At 72.9% G+C, this 13,618-nt stretch carries 10 protein-coding genes; 5 read left to right on the top strand and 5 right to left on the bottom strand.

What is annotated here, in order from left to right; genetic code table 11:
* Window positions 1-356: 356 nt before the first annotated feature.
* Entirely contained in the window at window positions 357-1,598 is a 1,242-nt protein-coding gene (locus tag ACZ6R6_RS09085) for an aminotransferase class V-fold PLP-dependent enzyme (protein ID WP_470091528.1), read from the bottom strand.
* A gap of 95 nt (window positions 1,599-1,693) precedes the next feature.
* Here ACZ6R6_RS09085 and ACZ6R6_RS09090 point away from each other — a divergent pair, with 95 nt between their 5' ends.
* Window positions 1,694-2,647 (top strand): S41 family peptidase, encoded by a 954-nt coding sequence (locus ACZ6R6_RS09090; protein WP_470091530.1) that lies wholly within the window; start codon window positions 1,694-1,696, stop codon window positions 2,645-2,647.
* 157 nt (window positions 2,648-2,804) lie between these two features.
* Here ACZ6R6_RS09090 and ACZ6R6_RS09095 read toward each other — a convergent pair whose 3' ends face one another.
* Window positions 2,805-3,665: an NAD(P)-dependent oxidoreductase gene (locus ACZ6R6_RS09095; RefSeq protein WP_470091532.1), complete on the bottom strand. Its 861-nt coding sequence runs from the start codon at window positions 3,663-3,665 to the stop codon at window positions 2,805-2,807.
* A gap of 94 nt (window positions 3,666-3,759) precedes the next feature.
* Here ACZ6R6_RS09095 and ACZ6R6_RS09100 point away from each other — a divergent pair, with 94 nt between their 5' ends.
* Window positions 3,760-6,825 (top strand): AfsR/SARP family transcriptional regulator, encoded by a 3,066-nt coding sequence (locus tag ACZ6R6_RS09100; RefSeq protein WP_470091533.1) that lies wholly within the window; start codon window positions 3,760-3,762, stop codon window positions 6,823-6,825.
* A gap of 180 nt (window positions 6,826-7,005) precedes the next feature.
* On the top strand, window positions 7,006-8,250 hold the full coding sequence (locus ACZ6R6_RS09105) for a GNAT family N-acetyltransferase (RefSeq protein WP_470091534.1): 1,245 nt from the start codon (window positions 7,006-7,008) through the stop codon (window positions 8,248-8,250).
* A 17-nt stretch (window positions 8,251-8,267) separates the two neighbouring features.
* Here ACZ6R6_RS09105 and ACZ6R6_RS09110 read toward each other — a convergent pair whose 3' ends face one another.
* Window positions 8,268-8,399: a hypothetical protein gene (locus ACZ6R6_RS09110; RefSeq protein ID WP_470091535.1), complete on the bottom strand. Its 132-nt coding sequence runs from the start codon at window positions 8,397-8,399 to the stop codon at window positions 8,268-8,270.
* Between the two features lie 68 nt (window positions 8,400-8,467).
* The gene (locus tag ACZ6R6_RS09115; RefSeq protein ID WP_470091888.1) at window positions 8,468-8,713 is read right to left on the bottom strand and encodes a TetR/AcrR family transcriptional regulator; all 246 of its coding nucleotides are present in this window, start codon (window positions 8,711-8,713) and stop codon (window positions 8,468-8,470) included.
* On the opposite strand from ACZ6R6_RS09115, the gene ACZ6R6_RS09120 reads away from it, so the two are divergent.
* Window positions 8,609-9,217, top strand: a complete 609-nt coding sequence (locus ACZ6R6_RS09120) for an SDR family NAD(P)-dependent oxidoreductase (RefSeq protein WP_470091536.1) — start codon at window positions 8,609-8,611, stop codon at window positions 9,215-9,217. The genes ACZ6R6_RS09115 and ACZ6R6_RS09120 overlap by 105 nt on opposite strands.
* Before the next feature lie 15 nt (window positions 9,218-9,232).
* Here the strand turns inward: ACZ6R6_RS09120 and ACZ6R6_RS09125 are convergent, their stop codons facing one another.
* Window positions 9,233-12,787: a protein kinase domain-containing protein gene (locus ACZ6R6_RS09125; RefSeq protein ID WP_470091538.1), complete on the bottom strand. Its 3,555-nt coding sequence runs from the start codon at window positions 12,785-12,787 to the stop codon at window positions 9,233-9,235.
* Window positions 12,788-13,058: 271 nt separating this feature from the next.
* Between ACZ6R6_RS09125 and ACZ6R6_RS09130 the strand changes: the two genes are divergently transcribed.
* Window positions 13,059-13,541: a MarR family winged helix-turn-helix transcriptional regulator gene (locus ACZ6R6_RS09130; protein WP_470091540.1), complete on the top strand. Its 483-nt coding sequence runs from the start codon at window positions 13,059-13,061 to the stop codon at window positions 13,539-13,541.
* Window positions 13,542-13,618 lie beyond the last annotated feature (77 nt).

Here is a 13,618-nt window from a genome sequence, read left to right on the forward strand (position 1 = left end):
GGCATGCCACCAGTGCAGCAGCACGAGGAGGGCCAGCAGGGACATCCTGACGAGGTTGGCGGCGAGCATGAGGGGTCTGCGCCGTACCCGGTCGGCCCACACCCCGATCAGCAGGGCGAGCCCGAGATAGGGGGCGAGCTGCAGGAACCGCAGGATCCCGACCTGCTCGTCGGTGGCGCCGAAGGCGAGGATGGCGGTCAGGGGCAGCGCGAGGTTCGTCACCTGTGCCCCGAGCAGCGACACGCTCTCCCCGAGCCAGAACTTCAGGAAGTCGCCGTCGCGCCACAGGCTCTCCGTAGGTGCACCAGCCGGTGCGGCCGGTGCGGCCGGTGCGGCCGGTGCGGCCGTCTCCGGCATCAGCGGGCACCCGCCCGGCGGCCGGCGAGATCGGCGACGGCGGCGGCGACCCCCTCGACCTCGTCCTCGGTGTTGTAGTAGTGCGGCGACAGGCGCAGGCACCAGTCGACGTCCTTGTCGCCGAAGTCGTACTGGGCGAACTCGCGGAAGCTGAGCGCCGAGTTGATGTTCCGCGCGTCCAGGGCCGCCTTGAACGGCTCCGGCCGCCAGCCTTCGACCGCGAAGGTGACCAGGGCGCCCAGCCGGGGTCCGCGGTCGAGCACGCGCACCCCGGGGACGGCGGCGAGCCGGTCGCGCAGCCGGGCGGCCAGCGCCGGGGAGCGGCGTGCGATGGCGTCCACGCCGACCTGGCGGGCGTAGCGCACGGCGGCCGCGCAGCCGAGCACGGTGGCGTAGGGGAGCTCCCACTCCTCGAACCGGGCGGCGGACTCGACGGGCTGGTAGCGGCCCGGCTCGACCCAGCGAGAGCCGTGCATGTCGATGAACAGCGGCTCGTAGCCGGCGCGCAGGACGCGGTCGGACACGTACAGGAAGCCCGAGCCCCGGGGGCCCCGCAGGAACTTGCGGCAGGTGGCGGTGAGCAGGTCGCAACCGATCTCGGCCACGTCGACGGGATACTGACCGACCGACTGACAGGCGTCGACCAGATACAGCAGGTCAAGCTCGCGGCAGTGCCGGCCGATCTCCGCGACCGGCTGGACCAGGCCGGAGTTGGTGGGGATGTGGGTGGCGGCCACCAGCCGAGGACGGTGCGAGCGCATCAGCGCGGCCATCGCCGCCACGTCCACCCCGCCGTCCGGCGTGTCGGGGGCGTGCACGACCCGCACGCCGTACCGCTTGCGCAGGGACAGGAAGGCGATCTGGTTGGAGATGAAGTCGTTGCGGGTGGTGAGGATGACGTCGCCGGCCTCGAACGGGATCGCCGACAGGGCGGTGGAGTAGGCGTGGGTGGCGCTGCCGGCGAAGGCGATGTTGTCCGGCGTGCAGCCGGTCAGCGCGGCGATCTCCGTGTAGAACCCGCGGACCTGCTCGGCGCGGGCGGCCGACGCCTCGTAGCCACCGATGCGCGCTTCCAGGTTCAGGTGGTCGAGCATCGTGGCCAGCACCGGTGCGGCCAGCAGGCCGCAGCCGGCGTTGTTGAAGTGCACCACCTCCCGGCAGCCGGGGGTGTCGGCCCGCAGGGCCGCGACGTCCAGTAGTGATTCTCGACTGTCACCAGTAGTGCTACTATCAATTCTCATGAATTACGGTAGCACTTCCGTTAATTGACGACCAGCCTGCCCGGTGCCCGCCCGGAAGATCCAAAGATGTCGCCGGAACACTAGAGTCCGTGACCATGGACTGGACACCACAGATCACGGCGCTCTGCGCACAGCTGGTCGAACACTACGTTTTCCCCGAGATCGGGGTGGAGATCGCGGACATCCTGCGGAAGCGGCTGGCCGCGGGCGCCTACGCCGGGATCTCGGAAGATGAGGCCTTCGCCGCGGCCGTGACCGAGGACCTCCAGTCGGTCAACGGCGACAAGCACCTGCGGCTGATCCACAGCATCGACGAGGTGCCGGTCGACGACCCGTTCGACGCCGCCCTGTACCGGGCGGAGATCTCGCTGTCCGGGTACGGCTTCGCCCGCGTGGAGCGGCTGCCCGGGAACATCGGATACATCGACACGACGGCGTTCCACTGGCCCGAAGTGGCCGGCGACCGGGCGGTGGCGGCGATGACGCTGGTGGCCGACGCCGACGCGCTCGTGTTCGACGTGCGCCGCAACCGGGGCGGCTCCCCCGGCATGGTGGCGCTGATCTGCAGCTACCTCTTCGGCTTCGACGAGCCCACCCACCTCAACTCCATCTACCGGCGCGAGACCGGCGGCACCCAGCAGTCCTGGACCCTGCCCTACGTCCCCGGCCCGCGCTTCGGCCCCGACCGGCCGGTCTACGTCCTGACCAGCTCGCTGACGTTCTCCGCAGCCGAGGAGTTCACCTACGACCTGCAGACCCGCGACCGCGCCGTGATCATCGGCGAACGCACCATGGGCGGCGCCAACCCCGGCACCCGCTACCGGGTCGGCCCGCACCTGAAGTCGGCCGTCCCCTCGGGCCGCGCCATCAACCCGGTCAGGGGCGACAACTGGGAGGGCGTCGGCGTGGCGCCGGACATCGAGGTGACGGCCGAGGAGGCGTTCGGCCGGGCCTACGGCCTGGCGCTGCGGCACGTCCTCACGCTGGGCGAGAACGGTGCCCGCCGCGCGGTGACCGCCGAGGCCCGCCAGGCCCTCGCCGCCCTCTGAGGCTCCGGCCGGGTGACGCCGGAAGCGCCGGCGCCGGCCGGTCGTGGGCGGGACCTCCGCTCACGACCGGCCGGCACGGGCGGCCGGCACGGGCGGCCGAGCCGCCGGTCCGCCCGCCCCCTCCGAGGTCCGCCCGCTCCTTCCGGGGGAGGCGGCGCTAGATCAGTTCCACCAGCCGGGCGAGGCCGTCGCCGCCGTGTCCCTCGGCCACCGCCCTGTCGATCAGCGCCTTGATGGGCAGCAACAGGTCGGGGCTGAGTCCCAGCGCCCTGTTGGCGTCGATGAAGTTGGGGAAGGCCGCCTGGTTCATGGCCAGGTTGGACACCTTGGTGGCGTACTCCCCCGCGTCGACCTCCGCCGCGGCCGCGGGCATGCTCGCGGCCATGGCCGCCAGCCAGGCCGTCACCATCGGCGTGAACTCCTCCGCCTTGATCCCCGCCGCCCTGACCATGGCCAGCGACTGGTAGAAACCGCCGAACATGCCGTACATCGCGGTCAGCAGCGCCAGATCGTACAGCGGGGCGGTGCCGGGGTCGCCGTCCAGATATCTGGCCTCGCCCAGGACCTCCAGCGCCTGCCGGTGGGTCTCGAAGGCGGTCCGCGCGCCGCTGTAGAGGATCAGCGCCCCGGGGCCGGCGATCATCTGCGGCACCGCCATGATCCCGCCGTCGACGTAGTCCGCGCCCAGCCCGGCGACGCGCGCGCCGGTCCGGCGGGCCTGTTCGGGCGTGCCGTTGGTGAGGTTGACCAGCACCCGGCCCGTCAGGCCGCCGCCCGCCGCGTCGAGGACGTCGTCCACCGCCTCATAGGTCACCACGCACACGACGGTCAGCGGGCTCGCCGCGACCGCCTCGGCCACCGTCGCCGCGCGCACCGCTCCCCTGGCGACCAGGTCGTCGGCCTTGCCCGCCGTACGGTTCCACACGGTCGTCGGGTATCCCGCCGCCAGGAACGCCGCGGCCAGCGCCTGTCCCATCAGCCCCAGCCCGACGACGGTGACGGGTGTCTTGTTATCCATGTCGTACTCCCATCTCGATGGGCTCCACGTTGCCCGAGGCCGCTCTCGTCCCCCTCTCGACGGGCTCTCGCACGGCTGCGTTAGCGTGATCGGCATGCGTTTCGGGGTGCTCGGTCCACTGTTGGTGGAGACCGCCGGAGGCGAGCCGGTCACCGTCCCCGAGACGAAGGTGCGCGCGCTCCTGGCCGACCTGCTCATCCACGGCGGCCGGCCGGTGTCCGCCGACCGGCTGACCGAGGACCTGTGGGGGCGCGAGCTGCCCGCCAACCCGGCGGCCGCCCTGCAGAACAAGGTGTGGCACCTGCGCAGGGCGCTGGAGTCGGCCGAGCCGGGCGGCCGCGACCTGGTGGTGTCCGGCCCGGCCGGCTACCTGCTGCGCGCCGTGCCCGACGACGTCGGACGCTTCACCGCCCTGACCGGGCAGGCCCGCGACCACGACGACCCGCACACCAGGGTCCGGCTGCTGGCCGACGCGCTCGGCCTGTGGCGCGGGCCCGCCTACGCCGACTTCGGCGACGAGGAGTTCGTCAGGGCGGCCGTCCAGCGGCTGGAGGAGTCGCGGCTGGCCGCTCTGGAGGAGCAGGCGGAGGCGCGGCTGGCGCTGGGTGAGCACGGGATGCTCATCGGCGAGCTCGGGGATCTGGTGGCCCGCCACCCGCTGCGCGAACGGCTGCGCGCGGCCCACCTTCTCGCCCTCTGCCGAGCGGGCCGGCAGGCCGACGCGCTGGCCGGCTACACCGAGTTCCGCTCGCGGCTGGCCGAGGAGCTGGGCCTCGACCCCGGACCCGAGCTCGCCGCCCTCCACCAGGCGATCCTGCGCCAGGACCGGTCCCTGACGTCCACGCCCGCGCGGCCCGCCCCCCGCACGAACCTGCCCGCGCCGCTCACCGAGCTGATCGGCAGGGACGGGGCCGTCGTCTCGGTGCGCACGCTGCTGGAGGGCAACAGGCTCGTGACGCTCACCGGGCCCGGCGGCGTCGGCAAGACCCGGCTGGCGATCGCGGCCGCCCACCAGGCCGCCGCCGCCTACCCGGACGGGGTGTGGCTCGCCGAACTGGCCGCCGGCGGAGACCCCGCCGAATCTCTCATGACCGTGCTCGGCATCCGCGAGGAGGGGCCGGCGTCCCCGCCGGCCGAGCGGCTCGCCGAGGCCCTGGGGACGAAACGGCTGCTGCTCGTCCTCGACAACTGCGAGCACGTCATCGACGCGGCCGCCGCGCTGAGCGAGCGTCTGCTGCGCGGCGCGCCCGGGCTGCGCATCCTGGCCACCAGCCAGGAACCGCTCGACATTCAGGGCGAGACCCTGTGGAGCGTCCCGCCCCTGGCCCTGCCGGTGTCCGGGTGGCGCTCCGACGCCGTCGACCTGTTCGTCGCCCGGGCCGCCGCGGCCGCCCCCGGCTTCGCCCTCGGCGACGACGACGCCGAGGCCGTGGCCCTGATCTGCCGCCGTCTGGACGGGATCCCACTGGCCCTGGAGCTGGCCGCCGCCCGGGTGCGGGCGCTGGGCGTCCACGAGCTGCTCGCCCGGCTCGACGACCGGTTCCGGCTGCTGACCTCCGGCAGGCGGGGGGCTCCGGCGCGCCAGCGGACCCTGCGGGCGATGATCGACTGGAGCTGGTCGCTGGCGGACGGGCCCGAACAGACGGTGCTGCGCCGGCTCGCCGTACACGCCGACGGGTGCACCCTCGAAGCCGCCGAGGCCGTCTGCGCGGACCCGGGGCTGGACGTCGTCGACCTGCTGGCCCGGCTTGTCGACCGGTCCCTGGTCCTGGTCACCGGCGACGGCCGCTACCGGTTGCTGGAGTCGGTGGCCGCCTACTGCCTGGAGCGCCTGGGCGAGGCGGGCGAGCTCGGCGCCGTCCGCGAGCGCCACGCCGCCTACTACCTCACGCTGGCCGAACGGGCCGCCCCGCACCTGCGCGGGCCCGGCCAGCGGGAGTGGCTGGCACGCCTCGACGCCGAGGGCGCCAACCTGCGCGCCGCTCTCAAGCACGCTCCGAGCGGGACCGCGCTGAGACTGGTCAACGCCCTGGCCTGGTACTGGCTGCTGCGCGGCCGCCTCACCGAGGCCCGGCGCTCCTTCGACACCGTCCTGGCCGAGGCCCCCGCCGGGGCCGAGCGGGTCAAGGCGGTCACCTGGCAGGCGGCGCTGGCGATGCTGGCGGGCGAGGGGAGCGACCTGATCGCCGCCGGGCGCGCGGCCCTGCGGCTCCACGACGACCTCGACGACCCGGCGGCGCTGGCCGAGGCGCAGTGGCTGCTCGCCCACGTCCAGCGCGGCATCGGCGACCCGGCCGCCGTCGAGGAACTGGCCGCCCGCGCTCTCGACGGTTTCCGCGACCTCGGCGACCGCTGGGGCGTCGCCGCCGCGCTCAGCACCCTGGCGTCCAAGGCCCTGACCAGAGGTGACCTTACGGCGCTGCGACAGCACGGCGAGCAGAGCATGGCGCTGTTCCGCGAGCTCGGCGACCGCTGGGGCCGGCTACGCGCGGGCGAGAGCCTCAGCGTGCTCGCCGAGATCACCGGCGACTACGGCCAGGCCGCCCGGCTGCGCCGCGAGGGCCTGCGGATGGCCGAGGAGCTGGGGCTGTGGGGCGAGGTCTCCTGGCGCCTCTCCGGTCTGGGCAGGCTCGCCCTGCTGTCCGGCGACCACGACGGCGCGCGGGAGTTCCACGAGCGCGCCCGGCGGCTGGCGGCCGAGCAGGCCAACCGGCCGGCCGAGGAGTTCGCCGAGATGGGTCTCGCCCTGGGAGCCAGACGGCAGGGCAGGCTCGACGCCGCCGAAGCCCATCTGCGCAGGTGGCTGGGCTGGATGCGGCGGCTGGAGGGCAACCCCGGCACCGCCCTGGCCCTGGCCGAGCTCGGTTTCGTCGCCGAGCAGCGCGGCGACGCCGGCACCGCCCTCGCCCTGCACTCGGAGGGGCACGCCATCGCCCGCGCCACCGGCGACCCCCGCGCGATCGCGCTCGCCCTGGAAGGGCTGGCCGGCGCGCACTCCCTGGCCGGCGACCACGAGCACGCCGCCAGGCTCTTGGACGACGCCGCCGCGGCCAGGCGCTCGGCCGGCGCCCCGCTGCCGCCGGCCGAACGCGGCGACGTCGACCGCATCGCCGCCAGGATCCACGCCGCCCTGGGGGAACGGCGCCGTGGTAGTCACTGAGCCGCCGCTGCCGGCGGTGCGATGAGGAACCCGATCGGACACCTGTCCTTCCCGCCGTGCCTCTGCGGCGGGCGGCGGATGGCGGGCGGCGGGCTGTAGGCGACGGCGGGCGGCGGGCGGCGGGCGGCGGGCGGCGAAAATGGATGGACGGGTCGCCCGGACGGTGGAATAGTCCCCAGCGTGATCGTGACTGCCGCTCCCCCGCCGATCTCGCTGGCTGACGGTCTCGTCCTGCGACAGGCGCGTCCGGCGGACCTTGACCAGATCGGTGCGCTCCTGGCCGAACGCGGTGAGCCCGCCGACGCCCTCGACCACCGGCTGGTCGTGACGGATCCCGACGCCGGGTGGCCGGCCTGCGCCGTGGTGGTCGACGGCGACCGGGTCGTCTCCACCGCGACGCTCCTCGACGAGGAGCTGCGCCTGGCCGATGTGCGGCTCCCCGCCGGCCAGATCGAGCTGGTGGCCACGGACCGGGAGTACGAGGGGCGTGGGCTCGTGCGGGCGCTGATGCGGTGGGCGCACGACCGTTCCGCCGCCCGGGGTCACCTTCTGCAGATAATGATCGGGATCCCCTACTTCTACCGGCTGTTCGGCTACGAGTACGCCGTCGACATCCCGCCCGCGCCGGTCGTGCGCACTCCACCGGCCGGTGACGGGACACCCGTGCTACGGGCCGCCCGGCCCTCGGACATCCCGGCGATGGCGGCGCTGCAGGACATGGCGCAGAGCCGGTCCGACGTGGCCGTGTCGCATCCGGCGGCGCGCTGGCGATGGCTGCTGGACCACGAGGCGAGCACGGTCTGGGTGGTGGAGCGCGGCGCCGACACCGTCGCCACCGGGCGCACCACACCGCCGGACGACGACGAGGTGCTCCTGGCCGAGGCCGCCGCGCTCGATCGGGCGGCGGCGCTGGATCTGCTCCGCGGCGTGGCCGCTCTCGTCCCCGGCGGGCAGGTGCGGGTCGTCGAGCGGGCGGGCACGGTGGCCGCGGCGGCCTGGAGCGACCTCCTCCCCCTCCCCGATGAGCGGCGGACGGAGGCGGAGCAGTACTACATCCGCGTCCCGGACGTGGCGGCACTGCTGGAGCGGCTGCGGCCGGTGCTGTGGCGCCGCCTCGTCGCGGCCGGGATCGACCGCACCGGCCGTGACATCGTCATCTCCACTTTCGGCGCCCACTACCGGATACCGGTCCGGGCCGACGGCCTGGGCGCGGTCACCGCCGGCGGTGCGATGCAGGGGCCCGGAGCCGTGGGCGGCGCCGGGGTGGCACCCGACTACCTGCCGGCGCTGCTGTTCGGCCCGCACGGGATCGACGGGCTGTCCCGGATCCGGCCCGATGTCTACCCCGGCCCCGACAAGCAGCTGTTCCACGCGCTGTTCCCGCCGCTCACCGCCGACGTGCTCAGTTACTACCTGCCGTACTGACGCCGGGATCCGGCGCGTCAGGAGCACGCGCGCATGGCCTCCACCAGTTCGTCGGGCCGCAACGGCGGCTCCGGCAGCGGGTGCGCCGCCGGCGCGCCGGAATCCCGTGCCCGCTCGATGATCTGTTTCATCAGCTCGTAGCCGCGCACGTGTTCTTCGGTCGGGGAGCCTGCGGGACGCGGCGGGAGACGAGGTCGTTGTAGCCGCGGTCGGCGGCCTATAGCTCGCAGACCCGTTCCACGAAGTGGACCAGGCACGCCCACGGGTCTTCCATCGCCAGGGCGTGTTCGGCGATCCGCACCACGGTCGCGGACCGGTCGGCGAAGACGGCCTCGATCAGGTCGGCGCGGTCGGGGAAGTGGTTGTACAGCGTGCCGCTGCTCACCCCCGCCGTACGGGCGATCTCATCCAGGGAGACGTCCAGTCCGCGCGAGGCGTACAGCTCCCGGGCCGCCTTGATCAGGTCGCGCTCGTCGCCCGTACCGCCGAGAACCTCGACCGTCTCGTCGCCGAGCTCGCCGGAGACGGCGTCGAGGCCGTGCCGGACGTCGACCCCGAGAGCCTGCAACTGATCCTCGACCGCTTCCTGCTCTCGGGGGTCGCCCTGGTCCGAGCCGTGCTGCCGGGCATGGTCGAGCGCGGCGACGGCGCGATCCTGATCACCGCGGGACAGTCCGGCCTCCACCCGACGCCCTCCCTCGGCAACATCGGCATGGCGCAGGCCGCGCTGCGTAACTACTTCTACAACCTCAACAGCACGCTCGCGGGCAAGGGCGTCTACGTCGGCGCCGTGAACATCGGCGCGCTGATCGAGGGCAGCGTGCCGCACCAGGCGGTCAGATCGTCCGCCGAGCCGCTCGGGTTCGAGCCGGAGGTGATCCCCCCCGACGTGTTCGCCGGGAGCTTCTGGGACCTGTACGCCGGGCGCGACCGTGTGGAGGCCCTGGTCGGCGCTTTCGGCGGGTGAGTCCGCCGGCGCCGCTCAGCAGGTGCGGCGGTAGGGAATCTCCGGAATGTGGGTCTTCCAGTCCGCCGCGGAGAGCGGGCCGAAAAGATCACAAAGTGTACGCTTGACCTTGTCGAGGGCGACGAGGTGGGTGCGGAGGCGGCCGTCGTCGTCAACGGCCGCCAGCACCGCGCCGTCGGCCGAGAAGGCCATGGTCCTGATCCTGTCCGGGCCCGCATCGGCCTTCGACGTCAGGAAACCGGAGAGCGGAAGGCCGAGGGCGCGTCGGTTCGGAACGTCCCACAGGCGGATCCGGCCCGTCGTGTCGGCCAGCGCGAGCACTCTCCCGTCGGGAGCGAAGGCGACGGCCCTGCCCAACTCCGCGCCGGGGAGCACGTCATACCTGTGCCGGAGGGTCCGCGCGTCCCAGAACCCGACCTTGTCCCCGTCGACCACGGCGACGAGCCCGTCCCGGCTGCGGGCCATGGCGGGGCCCAGTTCGAGGTTGGGGGCGAGGACTCTCTTGCCGGTGGCGACGTCGACGACCCCCTGGTCCGGCCCGGAGATCACGGTCCGTCCGTCGGGACTGAAGAGGACACGCGGTTCGCCGCCGACGGACTGGCCGGGCTCCACCTGGACCCCGGCGGACTTGACCCGCAGGGTTCCCGAGGCCACGTCCCACAGTTCGAGCGAGGTCAAGCCGGGAGGGGTGGTGAACACCGCGAGCGTCCTGCCGTCAGGCGAGAACCTGAGGGGCAGCCGGTCGTTGATCGCGTGCCCGGTCTGCAGGGTGATCTTCTTGGTCGCCGAGGCGACGTCCCAGATCTCGACCTTCCCGCTGCGGCGGAAGCTGCTCGCCAGGAGCTTTCCGTCCGCCGACAGCGCGAACAGCGATTCGCTGGTGCCCTTGACACCGTTGAGCGGCAGCGCTCCCCGTCTGACCCGCCTGACCGGATCCCAGATCTCCAGGTCACGGCGGGATTCGATGGCGAGGGTCGAGCCGTCCTCGCTGAGGACCGCCGTGGAGCCGACGAAGGCGTCGGTGAGCTTGACCGAGTCCGCGATGGGAGCGAGGGACAGGACGGTGATGATGTTCGTGGCGCGATCCGTGCAGCGCAGGGTGCGGTCTCCCGGGCCGAAGACCGGGTTGACGCAGCCGCCGGGGTTCCTGAAGACGGGCTCGTCGCGTTCGCCCACCAGGTCCCACGACTGGTCGTGGACGCCCTCGGTGCCCCAGACGGTGCCGCCGACCGCGACGAACCTGCCGTCGTGGCTGAAGGCGATCCCGGTGTTGTCGTCGTTCTTCGGGAGCTGCCGCCAGCTCACGTCCTCCTTGTCCAGGCGGACGACCCACAGCCGGTCGCCCCTGATCACACCGAGGCGTCTGCCGTCCGGGCTGACCTCCATGCCGCTGATCCTCTCGGAGTCCTCACCGAGCCGGGGCAGGGGCCTCTTCGTGCCCCGGCCGACGTCCCAGTACTCGAACTCTCCTCCCCGGAGGCTGACCAGCGACCGCCCGTCCGGGGTGAAGGTCGCGGCCAGGAGTTGGTGCGGGATCGTGAGAAGGGGCCTGCCCGATCCGATGTCCCAGACGATCGCCTGCGTCGCCGAGAAGCTCAGGAGGCGGGTGCCCGTGGGATCGAGCGCCGCGTACGGCTCGGGAATGCGGATCTTCACCGGCCGCGGCCGGCCGGTCGCCGTGTCCCAGATGCCGACCGTGCCGTCCTTCCTGACCAGCGAGAGGGTCTTGCCGTCCGCCGTGAAGGACAGGACGTGACCGAGCGTACGGTCGTTGACCGGTTCTCCGGTCAGGGTGATCGTCCGTATCACCCGGCGCGAGTCGACGTCGGCGAGCTTCACCTCGTGGCCGCGCGCGTACGCCGTCAGGCGGTGGGTGCCGTCTCCGTTCATCCACCAGTCGCCGTCGACGCCGGGTGGCCGGTAGGTGTACTGCTCCCACTGGCTGTAGAGCGTGGCCAGCGCGTTTCTGGCCGGCTGGCCGTCGGGCGCCAGGGTCGCGGCGGCGACGGCGAGCTGCTTGGCGGTGGCGGGATCGAGGCGCCGCATCGTGGTGGCGAGGTTGGCGACCCGGTCGCCGATGGCCGCGTCCCGCTGCCGGGAGATGGTCTCGTTCGTGGCCGCCAGCTCGATGCCCTGGACGATCGCGGTGGCCGCCGTCGCGGTGGACACGACGAGCAGGACCGCCAGGACGGCGCTCAGCACCGTACGGTAGCGCCGCCTGCGCTGCGCGGCACGCACCGACTGATCGAGGAACGAGCGTTCGACCAGGTTGAGGGTGAGGTGCCGGCGACTGGCCGCGACACGGGTGAGCGCCTCGTCGAGCGAGCTGCCCTGCAGCAGGTCACCGCTCTTACGGCCGTGACTCTGCCAGCGCCGCGCGGCGTCGGCGAGCTCGTGGTGGGCGTCGAGGACCTCACGTTCGTCGGCGACCCAGGCGCGCAGCCGAGGCCAGGCCCGCACCAGCGCCGGGGTGGCGAGCGTGAAGAAGTCGCCGTCGCGGACCACCAGCCCCGCCTCGCCCAGCCGGTCGAGGATGCGCCAGACGCTCTGCTCGGCCGTCTCGATGTCCAGGAACTCGGCGGCGGCGACCTTGCGCAGCGTGTGCCGGGCCTCCGGCTCCGCGGCGACCATCCGCAGCAGGATGCGCGGAACGGTGGCCTGCTCGTGCGGGGTGAGCTCGGCGTAGACCTGCTCGGCCACCTGTGCCAGCGACGGGGGGAGCGCCGTGGTCGAAAGAGCCCCGGCGACCGCGGTGGCCTCCTCGATCGCGCCCCGGCCGCCGATCAGGCCTTCCAGCAGCTCCCGCGATGTGGGGCGGCGGGCCGGGTCGCGGGACAGCGCCCGCGCCACCAGGGACCGCAGCGGCTCCTGCACCGCGTCGAGCTCGGGCTGGTGATGAAGGACCTGGTAGATCAGCGCGGGCATGCTGTCGCCGTCGAAGGGCGACCTGCCCGTGGCGGCGAACAGGACGACGGCGCCCCACGCCCAGATGTCGACGGCCGGTGAGGCGCGGTGGCCGCCGAACAGCTCGGGAGCCATCCACCGCGGGGTGCCTTTCAGCTGCCCGGTCGCGCTCTGGGACATCTCCTCGGTGCGCGCGATGCCGAAGTCGATGACCCGAGGACCGTCCGGGCCGATCAGGACGTTCGCCGGCTTCAGGTCCCGGTGCATCACGCCGGCCTGGTGGATGGACGACAGCGCGGTGGCGATGCCGACCGCGAGACGGTGCAGGTCGTCCGGGAGGTAGGGGCCGTCCTTGTCCACCCGGTTCTGCAGATCGGGCCCGGGGACATACTCGCTGACCAGATACGGTGGGACGTGGTCGAGGTCGGCCTCGATGATCCGCGCGGTACAGAAGGAGGCCACCCGGCTGAGCGCCGCGACCTCCCTGCGTAGCTGGTCGCGGTAGGCGTCGGTGATGAAGTCCTCGCGCAGCGCCTTGACCGCCACCCGGCCGCCCAGGCTGTCGTAGGCCTCGTAGACCACGCCCTGACCTCCCGCCCCGAGCCGTCGGGCCAGCCAGTAGGGACCGAGCTGCCGAGGGTCACTGGGCAGGAGCGGCGTAACCATGGCATCAGATATACAAGATTGTTTGTTTGTGGTGCCACCTCCATGCCTTCATCCGCAATAAGGGTGCGGCCGGAACACGCCGGAAGGACATCCCCGCCGAGCGGCCCGACCGGGTTCACGGGAGGGACCGCGGAGGGGTTCACGGCGCGGGCGCACTCCAACGCCGGACGGCCCGGCCACCGTGATCACGGCCCGGCGGATCCGCCGGCGACCGGGCCCGCCCGCTAGTTCGCCTCACGAATTGTGAGGCTCGTGAATGTAGCATGGCCGGGTGGTTAGAGATGATGATGGCCGGATCGGGGTTGTGGCCGCGCTGGTGCGGTCGACGTTCCTGGTGAATGCCGTGTACGCCGATTCCGCCCGGGAGTACGGCCTCACCTCGCAGCAGGGCCAGCTGCTGTGTGTGCTGATGGCACGGCCGTACGGGATGAGCGAGCTGGGTGCGACGCTGGGGCTGGCGAAGTCGAGCCTGACCGGCCTGGTGGACCGCACCGAGCGCAACGGCCTGGTCGAGCGCGGGCCCGACCCGCAGGACTCGCGTGCGGTACGGGTCTCGCTCACCCGGCGGGGCAGCGGGCTCGCGGAGGAGTTCTACGTCGAGACCTGCCGGCGCGTCGAGCGACTGACGGCGGAGCTCCCCGCCGCCGAACGCGACACGCTCGCCGGGCTGCTCGGCCGGGTCGTGCTGGACAACAAGGTTCCGGCGGTTTTTCTGGAGCCCGACGAGGGGGACCCCGCCGATCGCAAGCGCTGAGACCGTCCGCTCCCGAGGCGAGGGTTGCAGTTCGTGCCACGAACTAATATTGTTCGTAGCACGAACTGCAACTCTTT

Source organism: Streptosporangium sp. NPDC048886 (assembly GCF_055586905.1).

Bases quoted from the DNA above. Each gene is read 5' to 3' on its own strand.
- ACZ6R6_RS09085 (WP_470091528.1), bottom strand. From the start codon at position 1,598: ATGAGAATTGATAGTAGCACTACTGGTGACAGTCGAGAATCACTACTG.
- ACZ6R6_RS09090 (WP_470091530.1), top strand. From the start codon at position 1,694: ATGGACTGGACACCACAGATCACGGCGCTCTGCGCACAGCTGGTCGAA.
- ACZ6R6_RS09095 (WP_470091532.1), bottom strand. From the start codon at position 3,665: ATGGATAACAAGACACCCGTCACCGTCGTCGGGCTGGGGCTGATGGGA.
- ACZ6R6_RS09100 (WP_470091533.1), top strand. From the start codon at position 3,760: ATGCGTTTCGGGGTGCTCGGTCCACTGTTGGTGGAGACCGCCGGAGGC.
- ACZ6R6_RS09125 (WP_470091538.1), bottom strand. From the start codon at position 12,787: ATGGTTACGCCGCTCCTGCCCAGTGACCCTCGGCAGCTCGGTCCCTAC.